Origin of the sequence: Pseudomonas syringae (assembly GCF_023278085.1) — a bacterium.
Lineage (GTDB): Bacteria > Pseudomonadota > Gammaproteobacteria > Pseudomonadales > Pseudomonadaceae > Aquipseudomonas > Aquipseudomonas syringae_Q.
Genome location: NZ_CP066265.1, coordinates 5,486,200 through 5,509,141 on the forward strand (window position 1 = coordinate 5,486,200; position 22,942 = coordinate 5,509,141).

Consider the following 22,942-nt stretch of genomic DNA (forward strand, 5'->3'; position numbering starts at 1 on the left):
TCCAGCGTGGGATGCCCTTCGTGACGCTCCGCGTCACAAATCTGCGCCACGCAGTGCACCCAAGGTTGTACGCCTACAATTTGGCCTTCACCGCCGCCAGCCCTTCCTTGCCATCAACGGTCTGTACGCCATCCAGCCACTTGTCCAGCACCGCCGGGTTGGCCTTGATCCAGGCTTTGGCCGCGTCGCTGTTGCTGACCTTCTTGTTGGTCACTTCGGCCATGATGCTGTTTTCCATGTCCAGGGTGAAGCTCAGGTTGGTCAACAGCTTGCCGACGTTCGGGCAGGCCTGTGCATAACCTTTGCGGGTAAGCGTGAAGACCGAGCCGGTGTCGCCGAAGTATTTTTCGCCGCCCTTGAGGTAGTGCATGCCTTTGATCTGCACGTTCATAGGGTGCGGCGTCCAGCCCAGGAAGACCACAAACGCTTTCTTCTTCACGTTGCGATTGACCTCGGCGAGCATCGCCTGCTCGCTGGATTCAACCAGCTTCCATTTGCCCAGGTCGAACTCGTTCTTCTTGATGATCTCTTGCAGCGACAGGTTAGCGGGTGCGCCCGAGCCGATGCCATAGATCTTCTTGTCGAACTTGTCGGCAAATTTACTCAGGTCGGCAAAGTCGTGCACGCCTGCGTCCCAGACGTAATCCGGCACCGCCAGCGTGAACTCGGTGCCCTCAAGGTTCTTTGCCAGTTGCGTCACATCGCCGGTGGCCACGAACTTGTCGTAGAAGCCCTGCTGCGCCGGCATCCAGTTACCCAGAAAGACGTCCAGCTTGGCGTCTTTCAAACCGCCATAGGCAATCGGCACCGCCAGCGTGTCGACCTTGGCCTTGTAGCCCAGGCCTTCAAGCACCACGCTGGTGATGGCATTGGTGGCAGCTATGTCGCTCCAGCCCGGATCGGCCATCTTGACGGTGCTGCAACTGGCGTCCTCTGCCTGCGCCGCAAGGCTGCCGAACGTCATGACTGCGGCGGCAACGGCTGTGGATAACTTCTTCATTGATGTACCCCTTTTGATTTTTTTGGTGTGGGCAGGGTCAAGGTTGCGGAAAACGTGCCTTGCGCTCCAGATCGTCGAGATCAATGTGGTTGCGCATGTACTGCTGACTGGCGTCGACCAGTGGCTGGTGATCCCAACTCTTCAGCTTGCCGGTTGCCAGCGACTTGGCGACAAAGCGCCTTCTGCGCTGGCTGGCGAGCACCTGTTGGTGTATCGCCGGGATGTCCCATTTGGCCCGAGCTTCGGCCAGGAAGTCATTGAACAGCTTTTCATGGGCGGGTGACTGGCTCAGATCCTTCTGCTCTTTCGGGTCCTTCTTCACATCGAACAGCAGACACGGATCCCGCTCCGAATAGATGAATTTGTAAGCGCCACGACGGATCATCATCAGCGGACTGTTCGTGCCTTCGGCCATGTATTCACCGAAGACCTCATCGTGCCCGCCTTTACGTTTCAGGTGCGGCATCAGCGAGCGTCCGTCCAGCGGCAAGCCGGCGTCCAGTTTGCCGTTGGCCATCTCGACAAAGGTCGGCAACAGGTCGGCCGTCGACACCGAAGCACTGACCCGGCCCGGCTTGAACTGCCCTGGTGCATACACCACCAGCGGCACGCGAGCGGCCATTTCAAACCAGTGCATTTTGTACCAGAGGCCCTTCTCGCCGAGCATGTCGCCATGATCGCCGGAGAACACCACGATGGTGTCTTCTCCCAGCCCGACTTCATCCAGCGTCTGCATCAGTTTGCCGACGTTAAGGTCAATGTAGCTGCAGGCGCCAAAGTAGGCGCGGCGCGCATCACGAATCTTGTGGGTCGGCAGCGGCTTGTCCCACAGGTCGTAGACCTTGAGCAGCCGTTGCGAATGCGGGTCCAGCGCGGCCTGATTGGCGTGCGGCGTCGGCATCGGGATTTCGTCGTTGCTGTACAAGTCCCAGAACGGCAGCGGAATGGTGTACGGGTCATGTGGGTGAGTCATGGACACAGTCAGGCAGAACGGCGCGTCACCGTCCTGCCGCACATGGTCATAGAGGTACTGCTGCGCCTTGAACAGCACCTCTTCATCGAAATCCAGCTGGTTGGTGCGAATGCACGGGCCCGCCTGCAAAACCGATGACATGTTGTGGTACCAGCTCGGCCGTACATCCGGTTCGTCCCAGTTCACCGACCAGCCGTAGTCGGCGGGGTAAATATCACTGGTCAGGCGTTCTTCGTAACCGTGCAACTGATCCGGGCCGCAGAAATGCATCTTGCCCGCGAGCGCGGTCTTGTAGCCCAGTGCGCGCAGGTAATGCGCGTAGGTCGGGATATCCGCCGGAAAGTCGGCCGCATTATCGTACGCGCCGATCTTGCTCGGCAGCTGACCGCTGACCAGAGTGAAACGCGATGGCGCGCACAGCGGGCTGTTGCAATACGCCGAGTCGAACACCACGCCGTTGGCGGCGAGGCGGCTCAGGTTCGGCATCAGAATTGGCGAGCGGGCGTAGAACGGCAACATTGGCGCGGCCATTTGATCGGCCATGATGAACAGAATATTTTTGCGCTTCATGTAATCGCTGCATCCCATTGTGAAAAGTTATGCGAAAGTGCTGGACGTGAGGATGAAGCCCTCGTGTTTGATGGTAAAGCCCATGTGCAGCAATGCCTAGGATAAGCACCGCTTATGTTTGAAGCGTTTGGCGATATGTCCCTCGATCTGTTGCGAGCTTTTGAAGTCGCGGCCCGCCTGCGCAGTTTTACCGCCGCGGCTATCGAACTGGGCACCACACAGCCCGCCGTCAGCCAACAGATCAAGCGCCTCGAAGAACAGCTAAATACCCGGCTGTTTGACCGGATCTATCGTGGCATCGAATTGACCGACGCCGGTGAAATATTGTTCAGCCATGTGCAGGCTGGCTTGCAATCCATCGACAGCGGGTTGATAGCCATCACCGAACAGCACCAGCACGAGGTGCTTCAAGTCGCCACTGACTTTGCCTTCGCCGCCTACTGGCTGATGCCGCGCCTGCACCGCTTCCACAAAGTCAACCCCGACGTGGACGTCAGCCTGGTGACCAGTGAGCGGACCCACAGCATGTTACGCGCCGACATCGACGTTGCCGTACTGTTCGGCGACGGACGCTTCAAACAGGGCGAAAGCCACTGGCTGTTCAGCGAAGAAGTCTTCCCGGTGTGCAGTCCGCTGCTGATTGCCGGCCGCCAGACGCCTTTGCCCAACGACGCCTTGCGCGACTTTCCGCTGCTGCACCTGCGCGGCGAAAGCATCAACAACTGGTTTGACTGGGCGGGTGTGTTCCGCGCACTCGATATTCCCCAGGCTCCCGCGCCCGGTCAGTTGCGCTTCGACAATTACACCCTGCTGATCCAGGCCGCGATAGGTGGACAAGGCATCGCCATCGGCTGGAAGCACCTGGTCGACGACCTCCTCGACCAAGGCCTGCTCTGCCGGCCCATCGCCGGATCGGCAATTTCCGGGCACGGCTATTACGTGGTTTTGCCCCAGCGCAAACGGCGAGTGCAGATCGTTCAGCAGTTCATGGACTGGCTGGCGAGTGAACAGGCGTTGAGCGGGGTCTCGTTGGCGGGTAGGCCGTTGCCGTCGATTGCGGTGTAATATTGTCCCGCTGAAAAATGACCGAGCGGTCCGTTACAGCGCTAACTTCAACAAAATGGTCATGCATACGTTTTAAAATCATCAGCCGCCAGCGACAGGCTGTTTGAGCTGAATGCTGAAAGACCAGGACAGAGGATCATCAGAAATGCCGGATCTACTCATCGACGGTAAGACCCTTCACTATTCTGACCAAGGCACCGGGCCGGTTGTCTTGCTGGGTCATAGTTATCTCTGGGACAAGGCGATGTGGAGTGCGCAGATCGATACGCTGGCCAGCCAGTATCGGGTGATTGCGCCGGACCTTTGGGGGCACGGGGATTCCAGCGGTTTCCCAGAGGGCACGCGCAATCTCGATGACCTGGCGCGGCATGCGCTGGCGCTGCTGGATCATTTGAATATCGAGCGTTGCAGCATCGTCGGGCTGTCGGTCGGCGGTATGTGGGGCGCAATTGCTGCGCTGCTCGCGCCGGAGCGCATTACCGGTCTGGTGCTGATGGACACCTATCTGGGCAAAGAGAGCGAGGCCAAGAAGGCCTATTACTTTTCGCTGCTCGACAAGCTGGAAGAGACCGGTGCTTTCCCTGCGCCGCTGCTGGATATCGTGGTGCCGATCTTTTTCCGTCCCGGCATTGATCCGCAGTCGCCTGTTTATCAGGCCTTTCGAGCGGCGTTGGCGGGCATGAATGCAGAGCAATTGCGTCAGTCGGTGGTGCCGCTGGGGCGGATGATCTTTGGTCGCGATGACCGGCTTGGGTTGATTGAACAACTGAATGCCGACACCACGCTGGTGATGTGTGGCGATGCAGACATCCCGCGCCCGCCTGAGGAGACGCGTGAGATGGCCGGTTTGATCGGCTGCCCTTACGTGCTGGTACCTGGGGCCGGGCATATCGCCAATCTGGAAAACCCGGCGTTTGTGTCGGGGGCGCTGATGACGTTTTTGGCGCGGGTGAATCAGAAGCAGGGTTGAGCACGTCAGGCGCTCAAGACCGGACGCAGAGCGTCCAGAACGGCATGCGACGCGGAGCGTCGCACGATAGTCGAGATTATCGTTCCTGACGCTCCAGCTTGGGAACGCCCTGCGCGTCGTCGCGCATTCAAGGGCGTCAGCAGGCCATCAATTCAACACCCCATCCAGAATCGCGTACACAATTCCCGAACCCACGGCGATCAGCACCACGTCGGTGCCCAGGCGGCGCCATTCGTAGCCGTCATAACGTGGCAGGTATTGCAGCGAGCGGCTGTCCAGGCGTTTGCCGTAACCCGGTGGCAATGGACGGCCCTTGGCGATGTGTACGCCCGGCGGCAGGGGCTGGCCTCGGCCGATGACGTCGCGGTGCTGCTGGAAGGTCTGGCGTACGTCGCCGAAATCCTGCGGCGGACGGTTGCCGCCACGGTTTGCCTGCGGGCCCTGATTACCTGGCTTTTTAGCCGGGCCTTTGTCCGGACCCTTGCCGTTATCATTGCCCGGACCACGGTCATTGCCACGCTCGTTATGCCCGCCGTTGTTCTGCGGGCCCTGTTGCTGACCGCCACGGTTATCGTCCGGGCCCCCGCCGCGCTGGTCTGGCGGCGCAGCTTGCAGCAGCGGGCTGGCGCTGATCATCAAGATGCCCAGTCCAGTGATAAAACGGTTTGGCAGTTTCATGGGTGCTTCCTCGGCTTCACTCAATGCAGCAAAAAGGGGTTCATGACGCTGGTCATGAACCCCTTATGTCTTGCTACATAGAACCGTTGATAGCGCTTTGATTCCTCTGTATCAGAAACTTTACCCTCAGCTGACGCGTGCGTTACGTACACCCTCGGCCAAGGCGGCGCACAGGGTCAGTACACCGTCGATTGCCTGTTCTGGCGATTCGGCAGTGGCGATCTTGTCGACGAACGCCGAGCCCACCACCACACCGTCAGCCAGACGAGCAATGGCGGCGGCCTGCTCGGGTGTGCGAATGCCGAAGCCGACGCTGATCGGCAGGTCGGTATGGCGACGCAGACGTGCGATGGCTTCGGTCACATGCTCGGTGGTCGCCGAACCGGCACCGGTCACACCGGCCACCGACACGTAATAGACAAACCCGGAACTGCGCTCCAGCACACGCGGCAGGCGCGCATCGTCGGTGGTCGGCGTGGTCAGGCGGATGAAGTCGATGCCGGACGCCTGCGCAGGCGTTGCCAGCTCGGCGTCGTGCTCGGGCGGCAGGTCAACGATGATCAGGCCATCGACGCCCGCCTCCTTGGCCTGGGCCACGAACGCTTCAACGCCAAAACGGTGAATCGGGTTGTAGTAACCCATCAGCACGATCGGCGTGGTTTGATCGTCGACACGAAATTCGCTGACCATCTGCAAGGTTTTCTGCAGAGTCTGGCCCGCGTCCAGAGCGCGCAGCGTGGCCAGCTGAATGGCTACACCGTCGGCCATCGGATCGGTGAACGGCATACCCAGCTCGATCACGTCAGCGCCGGCAGCCGGCAGGCCCTTGAGGACTTTCAGGGAGGTGTCGTAGCCAGGATCACCGGCAGTGATGAAGGTCACCAGCGCCGCACGACCTTCGGTTTTCAGCTGGGCGAAACGTTGTTCCAGACGGCTCATACCAGCGTCTCCTGAGTTTTTTCAGCGGCTGCCATGTGGTTCATGACGGTTTGCATGTCTTTGTCGCCGCGCCCGGACAGGCACACGACCATCAAGTGATCGTCACGCAGGTTGGTTGCCCGCTTCATGGCCTCGGCCAGTGCGTGAGCGGTTTCCAGCGCCGGGATGATGCCTTCAAGCAGGCAGCACTGATGGAATGCGTCCAGCGCTTCTTCGTCGGTGATGCTGACGTATTCGACGCGCTTCACTTCGTGCAGGAAGGCGTGCTCCGGGCCGATGCCCGGGTAGTCCAGACCGGCAGAAATCGAGTGCGCATCGGTGATCTGTCCGTCGCCATCCTGCAGCAGGTAGGTGCGGTTGCCGTGCAGCACACCCGGTACGCCGCCATTCAGGCTGGCTGCGTGCTTGTCAGTGTTGACGCCGTGGCCGCCCGCTTCGACGCCGATGATTTCTACGCTGGCGTCATCCAGGAACGGATGAAACAGGCCCATGGCGTTGGAGCCGCCACCGACGCAGGCGATCAGGCTGTCCGGCAGGCGGCCTTCTTTCTCCTGCATCTGCTCTTTGGTTTCCTTGCCGATGATGGCCTGGAAGTCACGCACCATCGCCGGATACGGGTGCGGGCCTGCCACGGTGCCGATCAGGTAGAAGGTGTCCTCGACGTTGGTGACCCAGTCGCGCAGGGCTTCGTTCATCGCATCTTTCAGGGTGCCGGTGCCGGAAGTGACCGGGACGATTTCAGCACCCAGCAGCCTCATGCGGAACACGTTCGCCTGTTGGCGCTCAATGTCGGTGGCGCCCATGTAGATCACGCAAGGCAGGCCGAAACGTGCAGCAACGGTGGCAGTCGCAACGCCGTGCATACCGGCACCGGTTTCCGCGATCAGGCGTTTTTTGCCCATGCGTTTGGCCAGCAGCACCTGGCCGATGCAGTTGTTGATCTTGTGCGCGCCGGTGTGGTTGAGCTCTTCACGCTTGAAGTAGATCTTCGCGCCGCCGCAGAACTCGGTCAGGCGCTCGGCGAAGTACAGCGGGTTTGGACGGCCCACATAATCGCGCTGAAAGTAGGCCATCTCCTTGATGAATTCCGGGTCGGCTTTAGCCGCTTCGTACTCGCGGTTGAGGTCTAGCACCAGCGGCATCAGGGTTTCAGCCACGTAGCGGCCGCCAAATGAGCCGAACAGGCCGTTGGCGTCGGGGCCGCTGCGGAGATTGGTCTGGGTCATGAAGTGCTCCAGTTGCAGTAATGGGCGAATTGGGTGAGCCGGATCGGCAATGAGTCCACTTTAACCAGCGCGCGCCCGGATGAAAACCGATAAGATCGCCACAACCTGTCAGGAAAACTCACAGATCATGAGCCGCGACCTCCCTCCCCTGAATGCTTTGCGCGCCTTCGAAAGCACTGCTCGACTGGGCAGCGTCAGCCTCGCCGCCGAGCAGCTGAGCGTTACGCACGGCGCGGTCAGCCGCCAATTGAAGGTGCTTGAAGAGCATTTGGGCGTCAGCCTGTTCAGCAAGGACGGGCGTGGCCTGAAACTCACAGATGCAGGCCTTCGGTTGCGTGATGTCAGCGGCGACGCGTTTGACCGGTTGCGCGGCGTGTGCGCCGAGCTGAGCAAGGGCAGCGCCGACGCGCCGTTCGTCCTGGGCTGTTCCGGCAGCCTGTTGGCACGCTGGTTCATTCCGCGTCTGAGCCGCTTGAATGCTGACCTGCCAGACCTGCGCTTGCACTTGTCGGCTGGCGAAGGTGATCTTGATCCACGTCGTCCGGGGCTGGACGCACTGCTGGTATTCGCCGAGCCGCCCTGGCCTGCCGACATGCAGGTCTTCGAACTGGTCAGCGAGCGCATCGGCCCGGTTTTAAGCCCTCGGTTCGAGCGATTCGAGAGCCTGTGTAATGCTCCCGCCAGGTCCCTGCTCGACGAACCGTTGCTGCAAACCACCTCGCGCCCGCAAGCCTGGCCAAGCTGGGCGCAGCAGAACGGTATCGATGCGCAAGCATTGCACTACGGTCAGGGTTTTGAGCATTTGTATTATTTGCTGGAGGCGGCTGTGGCTGGCCTCGGTATTGCGATTGCGCCGGAGCCATTGGTCATTGATGACCTGAAAGCCGGACGCCTGGCTGCGCCATGGGGTTTCAGTGAAACCCCGGCGCAGCTGGCGTTGTGGGTACCCAGACGTGCGGCCGATGGTCGGGCGCAACAGTTGGCTCAGTGGTTAAAAAATGAGCTGAAGCAGTCCGGGGACCCGATCAGAATCTGATCAGTTGCCGCGCTTGAACAGCATGTAGGCTGCGATCAGGCCGATGGCACCTACAGCAACGCCGGCGGTAGTCCATGGGTGTTCCTGAGCGTAGTCACGAGTAGCCAGTGCGTTTTCGCGGGTTTTCTCTTTGACGTCTTCGTAGACATCGCTCAGCAGGCTGCGCGAATGGCTCAGCGCGCTTTCAGCGTTGGCTTTCAGATTCTTCAGGGTCTTGCGCGACTCGTCGGTAGCATCGGCTTTCAGGCCTTCGAGCGACTTCAGGAGGCTCTCGATCTCAGCTTCCATGCTCTGCAACGAGGCCTTACGTAGTGAAGTGGTAGCCATGGTGTTTCTCCTGCAATGATGAGTGAGCGTGTGTTGTTTCCGACTGCGGGCTTTTTGGAAAGTGCGATGCGATTTGTACAAAGAGCTGAACTTTTGCGCGCGTTCCCCTGACAGAAGCAGGGAGCGCGCTCTATATCGCGTCTTTTTCAGACCCTCAGGAGAACTGCCATGACCGATCACCACACGTACAAAAAAGTCGAAATCGTCGGCTCTTCCACCACCACCATCGAAGATGCCATCAACAATGCCCTGGCTGAAGCCAGCAAAAGCCTCAGCCATATGGAATGGTTTGAAGTGACTGAAACCCGTGGTCACATCGAAGATGGCAAAGTGGCGCATTTTCAGGTCACCCTGAAAGTCGGCTTCCGTATCGCCAACAGCTAAGCAGCGCTGAACCTTTCGGCTGGCCGATTGCCATAACCTGCGCTATATACCACGTGACCCGTCAACGGGCGGGTATGAGCGCGGGGATGTTCAATGGGCGCCTGTTCCGATGGCGTCTGTATCTGGCCGGACGAGAGGGATTACCCATGAAGAAGTTTTTGTTGGCTGTAGGCTTGTTGAGCATTGCAGGCACTGCCTTCGCGGCAGGCAAGCCATGTGAAGAGTTGAAAAGTGAACTCGACGCCAAGCTCCAGGCGAAGGGCGTAACGTCCTACACGCTGGAAGTGGTCGAGAAAGGCAGCGCGGCCGGCAAGCAAGTCGTCGGTACTTGCGAAGGCGGCAGCAAGGAAATCGTTTACCAGCGCGGTTGATTGCCAACCGGGCCCGGTTCAGGCCGGTACGCCGGGTTGATCCCGTTTGCAGGTTTCACGAACAGAATCGCCCCGGACTGTCATCCAGTCCGGGGCGATTCTGTTTCTGGCTGTTTTTTTCCGATTCGGAAAGTCGCTTAGCCGTGTGCAACCTGCGCGAGGATCTCGTAGGACCGCAGTCGATCCTCGTGCTCGTACATGTCGCAGGTGAAGATCAGCTCATCGGCATCAGTCTGCTCCAGCAACACGTCCAGTTTGGCGCGGATTTTATCCGGGCCGCCGACCATCGCCAGCCCGAGGAAGCTCGCCACCGCTTCACGTTCGTGCGGCAGCCACAGGCCATCCATCGAGTCGACCGGTGGCCGCTGCATCAGGCTGTGCCCGCGCATCAAGGCCAGAATACGCTGGTAGACCGAGGTGGCCAGGTATTCGGCCTGCTCATCGGTGTCTGCCGCCGACAGCGGTACGCCGAGCATCACATACGGCTTGTCGAGCACTGCCGAGGGCTGGAAGTGATTGCGATAGACGCGAATCGCCTCATGCATATAGCGCGGCGCAAAGTGCGATGCGAAGGCATACGGCAGCCCGCGCATGCCCGCCAATTGCGCGCTGAACAGACTCGATCCCAGCAGCCAGACTGGCACATTGGTGCCCGAGCCCGGTACGGCGATCACTTTTTGATCAGGCGTGCGCGGCCCGAGGTATTCCATCAGCTCGTTCACATCATCCGGGAAATCCTCGGCGCTGCCGGAACGTTCACGGCGCAGGGCGCGGGCGGTCATCTGATCGGAACCCGGTGCGCGGCCCAGACCCAGATCGATTCGACCGGGATAGAGGCTCGCCAGGGTGCCGAACTGCTCGGCCACCACCAGCGGCGCGTGGTTGGGCAGCATGATCCCGCCCGCCCCGACACGAATGGTCGACGTACCACCGGCCAGGTACGCAAGCAGCACGGCAGTCGCCGAACTGGCGATGCCATCCATGTTGTGGTGTTCAGCCACCCAGAAGCGGTTATAGCCCAGTTTTTCAACGTGTTGAGCCAGGCTCAGGGAATTGCGCAGGGACTCGGCGGGACCTCGGTCATGGCGCACGGGCACCAGATCAAGGGTGGAAATCTTTACATCTGCCAGACGTTTCATAGGCCGGGGTAGCTCCTCGAATTGAGATGGGCTGGCTGCTGGAGCTGCCCACGATGAAACAGCAGTGCGGGCGCAAGTCGCGCTTTTCAATGGCAGGCGGGTAAAAACCTACTTAAACGCTAGGTCTTTCCGACGGTTGAACTTTCCAGCACGGTCTATCCTCAGAACCTTGTAACAGCAATGATCCAAATTCATTCCAAAAGGAGCCACCATGAGCATCGTCAAGAAAGCATCCGCCCACTGGGAAGGTGATCTGAAAAGCGGTATCGGCAGCATCTCCACGGAAACCGGCGTTTTGCGTGAAGCACCTTACGGCTTCAAGGCGCGTTTTGAAGGCGGCAAGGGCACCAACCCTGAAGAACTGATCGGTGCAGCTCACGCAGGCTGTTTCTCGATGGCATTGTCCATGATTCTGGGCGGCGCAGGCCTTACCGCTGAAAGCATCGATACGCAAGCCGACGTCACGCTGGATCAGGTTGAAGGCGGTTTTGCGATCAGCGCTGTGCATTTGACCCTCAAGGCCAAAGTGCCGGGTGCAACCCAAGAGAAGTTCGACGAACTGACCAAGCAGGCCAAAGAAGGCTGCCCGGTTTCGAAAGTGTTGAACGCCAAGATCACGCTGGACGCCACATTGGTGAGCTGATCCACCACGAGCGTTGCGGGAGCGCCTTGTGCGCTCCTGTATCTACTGTATAAAGCTGGCTTGCTTCATCGGTCATGCGTTATCGACGCATGGTTTGATTTTGATCAGGAGTCGAGCATGAAACGTTTTATTCTGGCAGTGACCTGTACCGTGCTGGCGACCAGCGCGCTGGCGGCGCCGAAATCCTGTGAAGAACTCAAGGATGAAATCGAAGCCAAGATCCAGGCCAACAACGTGACGTCTTACACGCTGGAAATCGTCGCCAACGAAGAAGCCACCGATCCCAACATGGTTGTCGGCACCTGCGATAACGGCACGAAAAAAATCATCTACCAGCGTAATGACCGCTGACCGAATGCGCTGATCAGATGCAGTGTACGCCGCCCTCTTCTTCCTCTTCGGCCACCACCTTGCGTTCTGCATCGTAAAGCCAGGCGTCGACACTGTTGGCCATTGAGCGCACCTCCAGCATGTAATGCTGCCCAGCGGCGAAGTGGTCATAACGAACACTGACGTAACAGGTGATCTCGGTGTACTCATCGCCGATCATGCCCATCCCGCCCGACCGGTATTCGTAGTCATAACGTACCTGCAACTCGTGACTGCCCGGCGTCACCTGAAAATAGCGCCCGTCATAAGTGTTCTCGCCATCAAGCTTGTCGGCCATGATCAGCTGGCCGGTGATGGTGCGCATGTCGACCCACGCCATGTTCGGGTCGACGGCTGGCAAAGGGCCCGCGCATCCGGCAAGCGTTGCGAGGGTTAATGCGATTGGCAGAGTGAGAAAACGGATTGGCACCTGAGGTGTTCCTCTGCTTAAAAAGGTTTAGTGGCGACCGTTGACATGACTTGTTGCTGGCCATGCATCCAATCTGCAGAAATGATGCAACGTGTTTCAGTCAGGCGTTGAATCACAGCAAAATCGCTTTTCAGGTTTCGTGAAAAGATCGGCTCATGATGAGCGATTCGATTACGGAGCAGTCGAATCTGTTCGAGATCAGCCGCGATCTTTGCTCGGTGGGCAGATACAGTGAAACACTTTTCAAGGTTTGGGAAAAAGCTGTGTAGATAAGGGGTCCAGATACGGCCCTCAAACCGTTTCGTAAACATTTTTTCCCAAAAGACAAATTTCAGTTCTGCAATCACGGCTCCGGTTGTAGCGCATTTCTGTCTGGCCCTTGCAAGCTCTTGTTTCGGTTTGAAAACGGCGCCTGTGACATGTGGCAGGCTCTGCTCGAAACCAGGGCTCCAAGGCCACTGGGGGCCATAGACCGAAGCGATTGCGTCTGCAACACCGTTACGGACAATCACCTCGCACAGGTGCAGAGGTGTAAGGAACGCTGCAGAGACGAGAGCGTTCCAGGCATATAAAGTGATGGCCTCATCTAGACCCCGGCCCACAGCGAGTGCTGCGTGTTCGTACGTCGAAATCCGGGCAGAGGAAAGGGATAATCTGATTGCCTTTGCAACGTCTAACGTTGACATTGACGACAACTGCAAATCTCCTTATAGTCCATTCACTTGCCGAGGGCCTAGCTGGCTTATGCCTCCCCCCACGGACAGATGATATAGCAACACTCAAAGCCCACCTATACGGTGGGCTTTTTGTTGTGTGCGTCAATGTAAGCAGCCTTTTGGAAAAAGCGCTGAACATGATGTGTTTGGGATGAATGAAGCTCGTGGACGGAGATCAGCTCCACTCTTGAGCTGATCAGCGCCAGAAAATTCGTCCTCACTTACTACCAAACATCTGCCACAACGACGCCCCCACTCCCGTCATGCTCTCCCCGGCGATCAAGCCCGCCGCAACGGTAATGGCGAAGCGTTCGGTGAGGCTCGCCCAGCGACAGCTCACTGCCCACGTGAGCAGCGCGCCCAGAGCCATCATCAGCGACACCGAAGCGGGCAGCACAAACGCCAGGCCCAAGGCAGCGGCGCTCGGTAAATAGCGGGCGCGATGAGTCGGTAAAGTGCTGTCAAGGATGCCCAGCAACGTACCCGCCATACCGGCAATGAAAATAGCCCAGCGGATGCTCTCCGACAACGAGTCCAGCCCGTGCGTCAGGGTTTGCGCCACGGCTTTCCAGGTGGCCACTGCCGGCGCTGGCCACTCCTCGGTGAGCAGCATGGTTTGCGGGTCCGGAATCAGCGCCATGTAGGCCAGCACGCCCACGATACTGCCGACCAAGATCCCCAGCGTCTGGGCGACCAATTGCTTGCGTGGCGTGGCGCCAATCGCCTTGCCCACCTTGAAGTCGTTCATCAAGTCCGTGCATTGCCCGGCCGAACCGCCAGCCGTATTCGCGCTCATCAGATTGATCGTCACCTGCCCGGGCGCGACGATACCAAAGCTCAACTGCGACAACTGCCCGATGGCCCCAATCGGCGGAATGCCCGTCGCGCCGACCACTCGCGCAGCCACTGCAGCCAGGCAAATCGCCAAGGGAATGGTCAGCAACGCCATCCACAGATTGATGCCGAACAACAGCGCCTGCAGGCTTACCACCAAGATGATCGACAGCAGCAAACCAAGCGCAGGCCCCGGCTTTGGCATCGCCCAGACAGTCCCACTGCTCGCTTTGGTGGACGCATGCAATCCCCACAACCGAATCGCCAGCGACGCCAACGTCGAGCAGACCATCAAGCTCACACCCGGCCACAACAACCACGCCACCAGTGCCGCGAACTGCGGACCATTGCTGCCAGCTGGCAACGTCACCAGCCCTTGCGCCAACAACCACGGCGCCAGACCGCCCCACGCCAGCAGCGCACCGAACAACAGCGTCACACCCACACGAATCCCGATGATTGCGCCGAACCCCACCAACAACAGCGAAGGGTCAGCAGTAAACGTCAGCCGCTCCAGCTGCGCACTCGGCGACCAGCGCGGAAACGCCCACACAAAGGTGTCGACCCACTTCGCCAGCCCGGACAGCAACGCAGCACTTAGCAACACCTTCAACCGCGTCGCCGCCTCACGACCCTGATTGTAAATGTGCAACAACGTCTCCAGCGTCGCCATGCCCTCGGGAAACTTCAGCGACTTGTCATTGAGCAACGAAGGCCGCAAATACCACGCAATCCAGATTCCCAGAAAACTCACCGAAAACACCCACGCCATCATCGGAACAGCGTCCAGCTGCTGCCCGGTCAACAACGTGTACGCCGGAATCGGCGCCACCAACCCGCCGGAAATGATCGACGCAGCGGCCGACGCTACCGTCTGGTTGATGTTGCTCTCATGCAGCGTCCACGGCGGCTGATTGGGCGAGCGTTTGGCCAGGCCTTGCCAGATGGCGTAACCGATTAACAGCGCGATGATCGACATGTTGAACGACCAACCAATCTTCAGGCCCGCGTAGACGTTGGAGGGGGTGAGCAGAATGCCCAGAACGATGCCGGTGATGACGGCACGCAGGCTGAGTTCGCGTTGGACGGGGGTGATGTCGGGAAGCGGGGTTGTAGGCATGCGGAATCCTTTCGGCGGTGGGCGTTGAGGAGGGGTACAACTGCTGCATTAGAAGGGAGCGTCGGGAAGGGGGAAGGTTCCACGGGGGCTGCGTATTGAATGTTGGCCAGTTACTTTACCGGCTTCCCTAATTGAAGCCTTTGATCAAAAAGTAAAGTCAGGCTAATAGGTATAACGGGTATCAATTTATTAGCCGCACTCGGAAAAGCTAACGCTGTCACAACGGTTTGATTAATTCCAAAAGGGGCGGGTCTCCCAACCAGTGGGTAAACCTAACGCAGCGGGTGTTAGCCCGGCTTTTTCAAGTGTAAGAACGGGAAGTTCTACCATTAATGCCTTAAACCGATGTTTCCAGTCTGCCGTAGGGTCAATTACCTGCAGCAAAGCCTGCACTGCCACGGCTCGTGCAAACAACCGTCCTCGGTCTGCCTCTGTCGGAAACTCTGCCTTGATTGACTTCGCGAACTGAGGGGTATCGGATGTGATGGATGTGTTCCACAACCGACTATGATGAGCACTGATATTGCGTAACAGCGTCAGGCTTTTCAACCAGCTGCTCAGCACACCTTCGTTATAACCAAAGCATGCTGCAATTTTTTTCTTGTGATCAAGATGCAAGCCCGCGAACAGTCGCGATAACTGCCCGATAGTCATCTGTTCGAGCACAACCCAGATGGGCGGAAAAGCAGGAGTGTTATAGTTGTTGTAATAATGCTGAATCGCGAGACTCTGTCCCCGAAGCCCCATTACTTGCTTCAGGAAGGCGCGATGCTCATCCATATTCCGGAAGTGGATGGCATTTAAGTAAAAATGTGGGCCGCAGGCACGATTATTAGCCAATGTATTAGCTATTAGTGAGCGAAACGCCACTTCAATACGATCAATGCCATCCAGGCAAAGCAGACGCAGTCTTCGATCGAAATCGTAGAGCGCCAAAATGTCATCAAACTGCACAGCAGGGTAAAACTGCTTGCCTGAATCTTGCAGAGGACGCATGTAGATCAGCAATCGGTAATGCCCGATAAACTGAAGAGCACGAAGCGCTTTTTGGGTCTGACCTCGTGTGTCCAATCCTTTTTTACGCAGATGGAGTAGAAGTGCGTGAGGGGTTTTGGCGGGCTTATCAAAAAGGATGGGGAGGTGCGACAAGCCTTAGCTTCCTGCTGGCAAGGTGTAGAAAAAACTAACCCCCTGGTGCGCAGTACAGGACGAGTCCCGCCCGAGGCGTGGGGGTTATTCTTGCGGCCAAGGCTATTGATGCATTGGCAAGCTGTCAATCAAATTTGCTCAATGGGATGCGGGGATGGGCCACAGGGTCCTGTCCTCTCACACAGTTGCACACCGCCGCACCCGTCCGGCATAACATCACCACATCCAAACCACCAAAGCCCTCCCGTCCATGCCCACACTCTACGCCTTACGCCTGTTATCACTGATCGCCATCACGCTGTTAACCGGCTGCTCCAGCCTCTCCTATTACAGCCAGTTGGCGCAGGGGCAGTGGCAGTTGTTGCAAGCGCGTGAGCCTGTGGAAAAGATCATTGCTGATCCGACTCGGGATACCGGTTTGCGCGAGCATCTGGCCCGGTCGCAACTGGCGCGCAGCTTTGCCAGTGAGCATTTGCATCTACCGGATAACCAGAGTTATCGCCTGTATGCGGATCTAGGGCGGCCTTATGTGGTGTGGAATGTGTTTGCGACGGATGAGTTTTCGCTGGAGCCGGTCACGCATTGTTTTCCGATTGCTGGCTGTGTCGCGTATCGCGGTTATTACAGCCCTGGCGGGGCGCGTGGTGAGGCGGCGTTGCAGCGTCAGGCGGGCAAGGATGTGTATTTAAGTGGTGTGGAGGCGTATTCGACGCTGGGCTGGTTCGATGATCCGATTCTCAGTTCGATGCTGGGCTGGGGTGATGAGCGCCTGGCGACGCTGATTTTCCATGAGTTGGCGCATCAGCGTTTTTATGTGAAGGACGACACTGAGTTCAACGAGTCGTACGCCAGTTTTGTCGAGCAGGAAGGTACGCGGCAGTGGCGTGCAGCGCGGGGTTTGCCGCCGGAGAGTGTTTCGCAGTCGGCGCGGCGTGATCAGTTTATCCAGTTGGTGCTGGCCACTCGGGAGCGGCTCAAGGACCTTTATCGTCAGCCGCTGTCGGCTGAGGCGATGCGCGTGCGCAAGGCTGCGGAGTTTGAACGGCTGCGCCGTGATTATCGGACGTTGCGTGATGGGCAGTGGGCCGGTGACAAGCGTTTTGATGGCTGGATCAACAGCCCGATGAACAACGCGAAGCTGCTGCCGTTTGGTCTTTATGATCAGTGGGTGCCCGCGTTTGAAGCGTTGTTCAGGCAGGAGAATGGGGATTGGCAGGCATTTTATCGGGCGGTGGAGAAGCTGGGCGGTATGCAGGTCGAGTCGCGCAAGGCGGCGCTGCGCGCATTGATGCCTTGATGAATTCTCGTTACTACGCTCTGCGTGGTAATGCCTTTCGTCCCCCCTCAAGGATGGGCGGTGTGTGACGCGGAGCGTCACGGGATGCATTCCTACGCTGGAGCGTAAGAACGATAGCGAACCTCAACCCTGATCAAACCCCTCCGCCAGGTGCTGATCCTTGAGCTTCACGTAATTGGTGGCGCTGTACGGAAAGAAGGCGATCTCCTTTTCGGTTAATGCGCGCACTTGTTTGACCGGACGGCCGACGTACAGAAAGCCGCTTTCCAGCACTTTGCCCGGCGGCACCAGGCTGCCTGCGCCGATGATGACTTCGTCTTCGACAACTGCGCCGTCCATGATGGTGGTGCCCATGCCGACCAGAATCCGGTTGCCGATTGTGCAGCCGTGCAACATCGATTTGTGGCCGATGGTCACTTCGTCGCCGATCAGTAGCGGGAAACCGTCCGGGTTGAAGGGGCCTGCGTGGGTGATGTGCAGCACGCTGCCGTCCTGGACGCTGGTGCGTGCGCCGATGCGGATGCGGTGCATGTCGCCCCGTACGACCGTTAACGGCCAGACAGAGCTGTCGGCGCCGATGGCAACGTCGCCAATGACTATCGCTGAATGATCGACAAAGGCCCGTTCGCCAAGGGCTGGGGTGTGGTCCTGAAACTTGCGAATGGCCACGATAGGCTCCTTCTTTGACAGTGATAGGCGTGTGGATCGGGTTTGGTTGCTGCGGTCGGCGTCGATTGTAATTAAGATGGCTGGGTGTTTCTTCCAGGCAAGGTGCAAAACTGTGAGCGCGAACAACCCTCTTCTGCAATCGTACGACCTGCCACCCTTTTCGGCGATTCGTGCCGAACATGTCAAACCTGCTATCGAACAAATCCTGGCCGACAACCGTGCCGCGATTGCTGACATCCTCGCGAAACAGGGCTCGACGCCGACCTGGGCCGGGCTGGTGCTGACCATGGACGAATTGAATGACCGCCTCGGCGCGGCATGGAGTCCGGTCAGCCACCTGAATGCCGTCTGCAACAGCGTAGAACTGCGTGAAGCCTACGAGTCCTGCCTGCCGGCATTGAGCGCCTACTCCACCGAGATGGGTCAGAATCGCGAACTGTTCCAGGCCTATGAAGCATTGGCCAATGGCCCTGAAGCGGCCACCTTCGATGTGGCGCAGAAGACCATTCTTGAGCAAGCGTTGCGTGACTTCCGGTTGTCCGGCATCGATCTGCCGCCCGAGCAGCAGAAGCGTTACGCCGAGGTGCAGAGCAAGCTGTCGGAGCTGGGCAGTCAGTTTTCCAATCAGTTGCTCGATGCCACTCAGGCCTGGACCAAGCTGGTCACTGACGAGTCCGCCCTCGCCGGTCTGACCGATTCTGCCAAACAGCAGATGGCCGCTGCCGCCAAGGCGAAAGACCTCGAAGGCTTTCTGATTACCCTGGAATTCCCGAGCTACTACGCGGTGATGACCTACGCCGAAGACCGCGCCCTGCGCGAAGAGCTGTATGCGGCGTATTGCACTCGTGCCTCGGATCAAGGCCCGAACGCGGGCAAGAACGACAACACGCCGGTCATGGAGCAGATTCTCGATCTGCGTCAGGAGCTGGCGCAACTGCTGGGCTACGCAAACTTCGCCGAATTGAGTCTCGCCACCAAGATGGCCGAGTCCAGCGATCAGGTGCTGAGCTTCCTGCGTGATCTGGCCAAGCGCAGCAAGCCGTTCGCCGCTCAGGACCTTGAGCAGCTCAAGGCATACGCGGCTGAACAGGGCTGCCCGGACCTGCAAAGCTGGGACAGCGGTTTCTACGGCGAGAAGCTGCGCGAACAGCGTTACAGCGTTTCCCAGGAAATCCTGCGCGCCTACTTCCCCATCGACACGGTGCTGAACGGTCTGTTCTCCATCGTCCAGCGCCTGTACGGCATCGAGATCGCCGAGCAGAAAGGTTTCGATACCTGGCACCCGGATGTTCGCCTGTTCGAGATCAAGGAAAACGGCCAGCACGTCGGGCGCTTCTTCTTCGACCTGTATGCGCGCGCCAACAAGCGTGGCGGTGCCTGGATGGACGGCGCCCGTGACCGTCGTCGTACTGCTGAAGGCACCTTGCAAAGCCCGGTGGCCAACCTGGTGTGCAACTTTACACCGGCAGTGGCGGGCAAGCCTGCGCTGCTGACCCACGATGAAGTCACCACGCTGTTCCACGAGTTCGGTCATGGCCTGCATCACCTGCTGACCCGCGTCGAGCACGCCGGTGCCTCCGGTATCAATGGCGTGGCCTGGGACGCCGTCGAGTTGCCGAGCCAGTTCATGGAAAACTGGTGCTGGGAGCCTGAAGGTCTGGCGCTGATCTCCGGTCATTACGAAAGCGGTGAGCCACTGCCGCAGGACCTGCTGGAGAAGATGCTCGCGGCCAAGAACTTCCAGTCCGGCCTGATGATGGTGCGTCAGCTTGAGTTCTCGATGTTCGACTTCGAACTGCATGCGACGCACGGCGATGGCCGCAGCGTACTTGACGTGCTGGAAGACGTTCGTGACGAAGTGTCGGTGATGCGCCCGCCCGCCTACAACCGCTTCCCGAACAGCTTTGCGCACATCTTCGCAGGCGGCTACGCAGCGGGTTATTACAGCTACAAGTGGGCCGAAGTGTTGTCTGCCGATGCGTTCTCGAAGTTTGAGGAAGACGGCGTGCTCAATGCTGAAACCGGTCGCGCCTTCCGCGAGGCCATTCTGGCGCGTGGCGGTTCACAGGCGCCGATGGTGCTGTTCGTCGATTTCCGCGGACGCGAGCCGTCGATTGACGCATTGTTGCGTCACAGTGGCTTGAGTGAGGATGCGGCAGCATGACCGATACACCGGTAATCATTACCAAGAAGCGCTTCATCGCCGGGGCTGTCTGCCCGGCGTGCAGCGAGCCTGACAAGTTGATGATGTGGAGCGAAGACGACGTGCCGCACCGCGAATGCGTGGGCTGTGGTTATAGCGATACGCTCAACGCCCAGGGTATTTCGATTCCGAAGGAGCTGGGCACGCGGGTCAACAAGGCGGCGGTCAAACCGGCCGATCCGAAGGTGCAGGGCGTGCAGTTTTTTCCGAATCCCAAGCTGAAGAAGCCGGTTGATCTGGACTGATGGGTCGGTGTTTCAAATAAAAAGGTTCGCGTGTTAGCGGACCTTTTTTATTGCTGCGGGCTGTCGGCGCAATCAACGCACGATTACCAGCCCGCCAATTCAGCCACCTTCGTCCTGAACGCCAGCGCCAGAAGAGTCAGCACTTCCTCATCCCTTCCCAGTTCACCGCGAATCTTGTACGTGCCATCCGAATGCAGCCTTACCCAGGCATGCGCTTGTAAATCTTCGTCCTCATAAAACTCAATGGCTATCTCTGGGTGGTCATGTTCATCACTATCTTCAGCCCACAACCGAATCTCATACTTAGCCATCCCCCACCCCGTTCTCAGGTAAATGCGCCAGTACCCGGTAGCCGAGTTGGCGTATTCCTACACTAGGCATGAAGTAAAAAAGCGTCTACTGACAGAAATGGCAGGTGGTTGTTTATACAGGGTTTTGAATACATCCGGAGGGTGCGCGGCAATGGCGCACCGGTGATACCGGGCAAGCGAGCGACGTCGCTTGCCCGGTCAATGCAATGGCCTCAGTCGGTCGCCTGAACCCTGCGTCTCTCCGCCAGCAGGCTGCGCCCGTACAGCACTGCAATGGCGAGCAGGGCGATGGCCTGCGCACTAAGCGAGTACAGGTCGGCATGAATACCCAGCCAGTCGAACTCGAAGAACGGCACCGGCCGGGTGCCGAATATGCCTGCTTCTTGCAGCGCCTTGACGCCATGCCCGGCAAAGACCACCGACAGCGCGCAGAGCAGCGCGGCGTTGATGCCGAAGAACATCGACAGCGGCAGCTTCGCCGAGCCGCGCAGGATCACCCATGCCAGCCCGACCAGCAGCACCAGCGCGGTGGCGCCACCCGCCAGCACGGCGTCATGGCCGGCCGGACCGGCCTGCAACCACAGGGTTTCGTAGAACAGGATCACTTCGAACAGCTCGCGATACACCGAGAAGAACGCCAGTACCGCGAACCCGAATCGGCCGCCCCCGCCGACCAGGCTGCTCTTGACGTAATCCTGCCAGGCGGCAGCGTGGCGACGGTCATGCATCCACACGCCGAGCCAGAGCACCATCACGCTGGCGAACAGGGCCGTGGCGCCCTCCAGCAATTCACGCTGCGCGCCGCTGACATCGATCACGTAAGCCGCCAGTGCCCAGGTACCCAGACCGGCCAGCAGCGCCAGGCCCCAGCCGATGTTGACGCTGCGCACGGCAGACTGTTGTCCCGTGTTACGCAGGAACGCCAGAATCGCCGCCAGCACCAGAATCGCTTCCAGCCCTTCGCGCAACAAGATCAACAGGCCGGAAATGTAGCTCAGCGACTGGCTGAGGCCATCGCTGCCCAACAGCCCTGCCGACTCCTTGAGCCTGGACTTCGCCGCTTCCAGTTTTTGTGCGACCTGTGGCAACGGCAAGCCGTCCTGCAACGACTGACGATAGGCCATCAGACTCTTTTCAGTGTCCTTGCGGACATTGGCATCGACGTTATCCAGCGAGCTTTCGACCAGCTCGAAACCCTCCAGATAGGCCGCAACCGACAAGTCGTAGGCTTGCTCGCGATCGCCTGCTTTGTAAGCGGCCAGGCTCTTGTCCAGCGTTACGCTGGTGTAATCCAGCAGTTGCGCCGGGCCGCGCTGCACTTGCGGTGGCTGCGCGCGCTGGGCACGGAAGGTCGCGGCGGCGTCCTGGCCTTCGGCGGCCAGAATCTCGGCGGGCGTCTGACGTGCCAGGTCGGCAATGTTGAAGGTCTTGACGGGATTGGCGACTGGCTTCGCACTGAAGCTGGCGATATAGGTCGCAACGTCCCAACGCTGGCGATCGTCGAGTTGATCGGCGAACGCTGGCATGTCGGTGCCGGCAATGCCGAGGCCGGTTGCGTTGTAGAGGTCGTATAGGCTCAGGCGATCAAGACGCGTCGCGTTACGCAGGTCAGACGGTGCAGGCTCCAGGCCGATGCCCGCCGGGCCGTCACCCGCGCCGCTGTCGCCGTGGCAGACCGAGCAATGCTGTGCATACAGTGGGGCGCCACGGGCCGGGTCCGGTGTGATGGCCGGTGCCTGGCTGACTTCATAGGTCAGCGCCAGCCTGGCGCCCAATTGCCGTGCCTGACGCGTCACCTGCGTAGCGTCCTGGCGGCTGGTCACGGCGCTTTTCAACTCGCCGACGCCCTGCTCCAGCTCTGCGCGTTCGGCACGTTGCGGCAGCGTCAGGATCAGGCTTTGCAACGTGGTCAGGTTTTCAAGTTGCTGCTGGTACTCGGCGGTCGCCACAACCTTGCCCTCTGCCACCGCAGCCGGGTAATCAGCGCTGAGGTAATCCAGCAGATGCAGCGCCTGGGCTGCACCTTCGACAGGGTCGGCCAGCGCGCTGAGGCTGCACAGCGTCACTAGCGGCGTCAGCAGCCAGGCAAGCAAGTGAGAACGGAGGGGCATTGCAGAATCTCGATAAGAATACGATTCATTGCATTGTTAACTCCGCAAGAGCGCATCTCAATAGCCTTGATGTGTTTTTGTTACCGAATCTTACGACGAACGTTTGAAAACCGGCCCCGCCGTGGCTACAACCCGCTGAAGGTAGGAAAAGTCTGAAAGTCTTGTGA

At 59.1% G+C, this 22,942-nt stretch carries 24 protein-coding genes; 10 read left to right on the forward strand and 14 right to left on the reverse strand.

The annotated features are described in order from the left end of the window. Window positions 1-73 precede the first annotated feature (73 nt). Window positions 74-1,000: a choline ABC transporter substrate-binding protein gene (locus I9H07_RS24275; RefSeq protein WP_024673485.1), complete on the reverse strand. Its 927-nt coding sequence runs from the start codon at window positions 998-1,000 to the stop codon at window positions 74-76. A gap of 37 nt (window positions 1,001-1,037) precedes the next feature. Further along, window positions 1,038-2,543 (reverse strand): choline-sulfatase, encoded by a 1,506-nt coding sequence (betC, locus tag I9H07_RS24280; protein WP_236424347.1) that lies wholly within the window; start codon window positions 2,541-2,543, stop codon window positions 1,038-1,040. A gap of 114 nt (window positions 2,544-2,657) precedes the next feature. Between betC and I9H07_RS24285 the strand changes: the two genes are divergently transcribed. Together I9H07_RS24285 and I9H07_RS24290 are read left to right on the forward strand one after the other, a co-directional pair. Continuing rightward, window positions 2,658-3,608 carry a choline sulfate utilization transcriptional regulator gene (locus I9H07_RS24285; protein ID WP_024647565.1) on the forward strand — a complete coding sequence of 317 codons (951 nt, stop codon included), beginning with the start codon at window positions 2,658-2,660 and terminating at the stop codon, window positions 3,606-3,608. A gap of 145 nt (window positions 3,609-3,753) precedes the next feature. Continuing rightward, the gene (locus I9H07_RS24290; protein ID WP_236424346.1) at window positions 3,754-4,578 is read left to right on the forward strand and encodes an alpha/beta fold hydrolase; all 825 of its coding nucleotides are present in this window, start codon (window positions 3,754-3,756) and stop codon (window positions 4,576-4,578) included. A gap of 147 nt (window positions 4,579-4,725) precedes the next feature. Here I9H07_RS24290 and I9H07_RS24295 read toward each other — a convergent pair whose 3' ends face one another. From I9H07_RS24295 to trpB, 3 genes are all read right to left on the reverse strand, one after another. Further along, window positions 4,726-5,256 carry an anti-virulence regulator CigR family protein gene (locus I9H07_RS24295; protein ID WP_236424344.1) on the reverse strand — a complete coding sequence of 177 codons (531 nt, stop codon included), beginning with the start codon at window positions 5,254-5,256 and terminating at the stop codon, window positions 4,726-4,728. Window positions 5,257-5,382: 126 nt separating this feature from the next. Further along, window positions 5,383-6,195 carry a tryptophan synthase subunit alpha gene (gene trpA, locus I9H07_RS24300; RefSeq protein WP_024674533.1) on the reverse strand — a complete coding sequence of 271 codons (813 nt, stop codon included), beginning with the start codon at window positions 6,193-6,195 and terminating at the stop codon, window positions 5,383-5,385. After that, window positions 6,192-7,421, reverse strand: coding sequence for a tryptophan synthase subunit beta (trpB, locus tag I9H07_RS24305; protein ID WP_024674532.1), 1,230 nt, complete (start codon window positions 7,419-7,421; stop codon window positions 6,192-6,194). The genes trpA and trpB overlap by 4 nt, the downstream gene beginning before the upstream one ends. Before the next feature lie 79 nt (window positions 7,422-7,500). On the opposite strand from trpB, the gene I9H07_RS24310 reads away from it, so the two are divergent. Then, on the forward strand, window positions 7,501-8,457 hold the full coding sequence (locus tag I9H07_RS24310; RefSeq protein ID WP_024674531.1) for a LysR family transcriptional regulator: 957 nt from the start codon (window positions 7,501-7,503) through the stop codon (window positions 8,455-8,457). Here I9H07_RS24310 and I9H07_RS24315 read toward each other — a convergent pair whose 3' ends face one another. Further along, window positions 8,458-8,784, reverse strand: a complete 327-nt coding sequence (locus tag I9H07_RS24315; RefSeq protein WP_003318456.1) for a DUF883 family protein — start codon at window positions 8,782-8,784, stop codon at window positions 8,458-8,460. Between the two features lie 168 nt (window positions 8,785-8,952). Here I9H07_RS24315 and I9H07_RS24320 point away from each other — a divergent pair, with 168 nt between their 5' ends. Both I9H07_RS24320 and I9H07_RS24325 read left to right on the forward strand, forming a co-directional pair. Continuing rightward, window positions 8,953-9,168, forward strand: a complete 216-nt coding sequence (locus tag I9H07_RS24320; RefSeq protein ID WP_024647574.1) for a dodecin — start codon at window positions 8,953-8,955, stop codon at window positions 9,166-9,168. A gap of 146 nt (window positions 9,169-9,314) precedes the next feature. Next, window positions 9,315-9,539, forward strand: a complete 225-nt coding sequence (locus tag I9H07_RS24325; protein WP_024674530.1) for a DUF1161 domain-containing protein — start codon at window positions 9,315-9,317, stop codon at window positions 9,537-9,539. A gap of 137 nt (window positions 9,540-9,676) precedes the next feature. Here I9H07_RS24325 and I9H07_RS24330 read toward each other — a convergent pair whose 3' ends face one another. After that, window positions 9,677-10,678: an LLM class flavin-dependent oxidoreductase gene (locus tag I9H07_RS24330; RefSeq protein ID WP_058391183.1), complete on the reverse strand. Its 1,002-nt coding sequence runs from the start codon at window positions 10,676-10,678 to the stop codon at window positions 9,677-9,679. A gap of 211 nt (window positions 10,679-10,889) precedes the next feature. Between I9H07_RS24330 and I9H07_RS24335 the strand changes: the two genes are divergently transcribed. After that, a complete protein-coding gene (locus I9H07_RS24335) occupies window positions 10,890-11,321 on the forward strand; it encodes an OsmC family protein (RefSeq protein ID WP_024647577.1) in 432 nt (143 codons plus the stop codon). A gap of 117 nt (window positions 11,322-11,438) precedes the next feature. After that, window positions 11,439-11,672 (forward strand): DUF1161 domain-containing protein, encoded by a 234-nt coding sequence (locus tag I9H07_RS24340; RefSeq protein ID WP_005894724.1) that lies wholly within the window; start codon window positions 11,439-11,441, stop codon window positions 11,670-11,672. 13 nt (window positions 11,673-11,685) lie between these two features. Here I9H07_RS24340 and I9H07_RS24345 read toward each other — a convergent pair whose 3' ends face one another. The 4 genes from I9H07_RS24345 to I9H07_RS24360 all read right to left on the reverse strand — a co-directional run bounded on the left by I9H07_RS24345 (window position 11,686) and on the right by I9H07_RS24360 (window position 15,939). Next, window positions 11,686-12,030, reverse strand: coding sequence for a hypothetical protein (locus tag I9H07_RS24345; RefSeq protein ID WP_032606457.1), 345 nt, complete (start codon window positions 12,028-12,030; stop codon window positions 11,686-11,688). A 107-nt stretch (window positions 12,031-12,137) separates the two neighbouring features. Further along, a complete protein-coding gene (locus tag I9H07_RS24350; RefSeq protein ID WP_236424342.1) occupies window positions 12,138-12,806 on the reverse strand; it encodes a hypothetical protein in 669 nt (222 codons plus the stop codon). A gap of 247 nt (window positions 12,807-13,053) precedes the next feature. Continuing rightward, a complete protein-coding gene (locus tag I9H07_RS24355) occupies window positions 13,054-14,790 on the reverse strand; it encodes an OPT family oligopeptide transporter (protein ID WP_236424340.1) in 1,737 nt (578 codons plus the stop codon). Between the two features lie 231 nt (window positions 14,791-15,021). Continuing rightward, window positions 15,022-15,939 (reverse strand): Abi family protein, encoded by a 918-nt coding sequence (locus I9H07_RS24360; protein WP_236424338.1) that lies wholly within the window; start codon window positions 15,937-15,939, stop codon window positions 15,022-15,024. A gap of 250 nt (window positions 15,940-16,189) precedes the next feature. On the opposite strand from I9H07_RS24360, the gene I9H07_RS24365 reads away from it, so the two are divergent. Next, window positions 16,190-17,236: an aminopeptidase gene (locus I9H07_RS24365; protein ID WP_236424336.1), complete on the forward strand. Its 1,047-nt coding sequence runs from the start codon at window positions 16,190-16,192 to the stop codon at window positions 17,234-17,236. Window positions 17,237-17,359: 123 nt separating this feature from the next. Here I9H07_RS24365 and I9H07_RS24370 read toward each other — a convergent pair whose 3' ends face one another. Further along, window positions 17,360-17,905, reverse strand: coding sequence for a gamma carbonic anhydrase family protein (locus tag I9H07_RS24370; RefSeq protein ID WP_024674524.1), 546 nt, complete (start codon window positions 17,903-17,905; stop codon window positions 17,360-17,362). 76 nt (window positions 17,906-17,981) lie between these two features. Here I9H07_RS24370 and prlC point away from each other — a divergent pair, with 76 nt between their 5' ends. Beyond that, window positions 17,982-20,069 carry an oligopeptidase A gene (gene prlC, locus I9H07_RS24375; protein WP_236429031.1) on the forward strand — a complete coding sequence of 696 codons (2,088 nt, stop codon included), beginning with the start codon at window positions 17,982-17,984 and terminating at the stop codon, window positions 20,067-20,069. Next, window positions 20,066-20,353, forward strand: a complete 288-nt coding sequence (locus I9H07_RS24380) for a YheV family putative zinc ribbon protein (RefSeq protein ID WP_058391179.1) — start codon at window positions 20,066-20,068, stop codon at window positions 20,351-20,353. Before prlC ends, I9H07_RS24380 begins: the two co-directional genes overlap by 4 nt. A gap of 83 nt (window positions 20,354-20,436) precedes the next feature. Here the strand turns inward: I9H07_RS24380 and I9H07_RS24385 are convergent, their stop codons facing one another. Then, on the reverse strand, window positions 20,437-20,664 hold the full coding sequence (locus I9H07_RS24385; RefSeq protein WP_024674522.1) for a hypothetical protein: 228 nt from the start codon (window positions 20,662-20,664) through the stop codon (window positions 20,437-20,439). A 212-nt stretch (window positions 20,665-20,876) separates the two neighbouring features. Continuing rightward, window positions 20,877-22,775, reverse strand: a complete 1,899-nt coding sequence (locus tag I9H07_RS24390; RefSeq protein WP_236424332.1) for a cytochrome c/FTR1 family iron permease — start codon at window positions 22,773-22,775, stop codon at window positions 20,877-20,879. Window positions 22,776-22,942: the final 167 nt, after the last annotated feature.

Bases quoted from the DNA above. Each gene is read 5' to 3' on its own strand.
- I9H07_RS24325 (WP_024674530.1), top strand. From the start codon at position 9,315: ATGAAGAAGTTTTTGTTGGCTGTAGGCTTGTTGAGCATTGCAGGCACT.
- I9H07_RS24330 (WP_058391183.1), bottom strand. From the start codon at position 10,678: ATGAAACGTCTGGCAGATGTAAAGATTTCCACCCTTGATCTGGTGCCC.
- I9H07_RS24380 (WP_058391179.1), top strand. From the start codon at position 20,066: ATGACCGATACACCGGTAATCATTACCAAGAAGCGCTTCATCGCCGGG.
- trpA (WP_024674533.1), bottom strand. From the start codon at position 6,195: ATGAGCCGTCTGGAACAACGTTTCGCCCAGCTGAAAACCGAAGGTCGT.
- I9H07_RS24290 (WP_236424346.1), top strand. From the start codon at position 3,754: ATGCCGGATCTACTCATCGACGGTAAGACCCTTCACTATTCTGACCAA.
- prlC (WP_236429031.1), top strand. From the start codon at position 17,982: ATGGCTGGGTGTTTCTTCCAGGCAAGGTGCAAAACTGTGAGCGCGAAC.
- betC (WP_236424347.1), bottom strand. From the start codon at position 2,543: ATGAAGCGCAAAAATATTCTGTTCATCATGGCCGATCAAATGGCCGCG.
- I9H07_RS24340 (WP_005894724.1), top strand. From the start codon at position 11,439: ATGAAACGTTTTATTCTGGCAGTGACCTGTACCGTGCTGGCGACCAGC.
- I9H07_RS24310 (WP_024674531.1), top strand. From the start codon at position 7,501: ATGAAAACCGATAAGATCGCCACAACCTGTCAGGAAAACTCACAGATC.
- I9H07_RS24320 (WP_024647574.1), top strand. From the start codon at position 8,953: ATGACCGATCACCACACGTACAAAAAAGTCGAAATCGTCGGCTCTTCC.
- I9H07_RS24365 (WP_236424336.1), top strand. From the start codon at position 16,190: ATGCCCACACTCTACGCCTTACGCCTGTTATCACTGATCGCCATCACG.
- I9H07_RS24350 (WP_236424342.1), bottom strand. From the start codon at position 12,806: ATGTCAACGTTAGACGTTGCAAAGGCAATCAGATTATCCCTTTCCTCT.
- I9H07_RS24315 (WP_003318456.1), bottom strand. From the start codon at position 8,784: ATGGCTACCACTTCACTACGTAAGGCCTCGTTGCAGAGCATGGAAGCT.
- I9H07_RS24385 (WP_024674522.1), bottom strand. From the start codon at position 20,664: ATGGCTAAGTATGAGATTCGGTTGTGGGCTGAAGATAGTGATGAACAT.
- I9H07_RS24335 (WP_024647577.1), top strand. From the start codon at position 10,890: ATGAGCATCGTCAAGAAAGCATCCGCCCACTGGGAAGGTGATCTGAAA.
- I9H07_RS24275 (WP_024673485.1), bottom strand. From the start codon at position 1,000: ATGAAGAAGTTATCCACAGCCGTTGCCGCCGCAGTCATGACGTTCGGC.
- I9H07_RS24295 (WP_236424344.1), bottom strand. From the start codon at position 5,256: ATGAAACTGCCAAACCGTTTTATCACTGGACTGGGCATCTTGATGATC.
- trpB (WP_024674532.1), bottom strand. From the start codon at position 7,421: ATGACCCAGACCAATCTCCGCAGCGGCCCCGACGCCAACGGCCTGTTC.
- I9H07_RS24390 (WP_236424332.1), bottom strand. From the start codon at position 22,775: ATGCCCCTCCGTTCTCACTTGCTTGCCTGGCTGCTGACGCCGCTAGTG.
- I9H07_RS24285 (WP_024647565.1), top strand. From the start codon at position 2,658: ATGTTTGAAGCGTTTGGCGATATGTCCCTCGATCTGTTGCGAGCTTTT.
- I9H07_RS24355 (WP_236424340.1), bottom strand. From the start codon at position 14,790: ATGCCTACAACCCCGCTTCCCGACATCACCCCCGTCCAACGCGAACTC.
- I9H07_RS24345 (WP_032606457.1), bottom strand. From the start codon at position 12,030: ATGGCGTGGGTCGACATGCGCACCATCACCGGCCAGCTGATCATGGCC.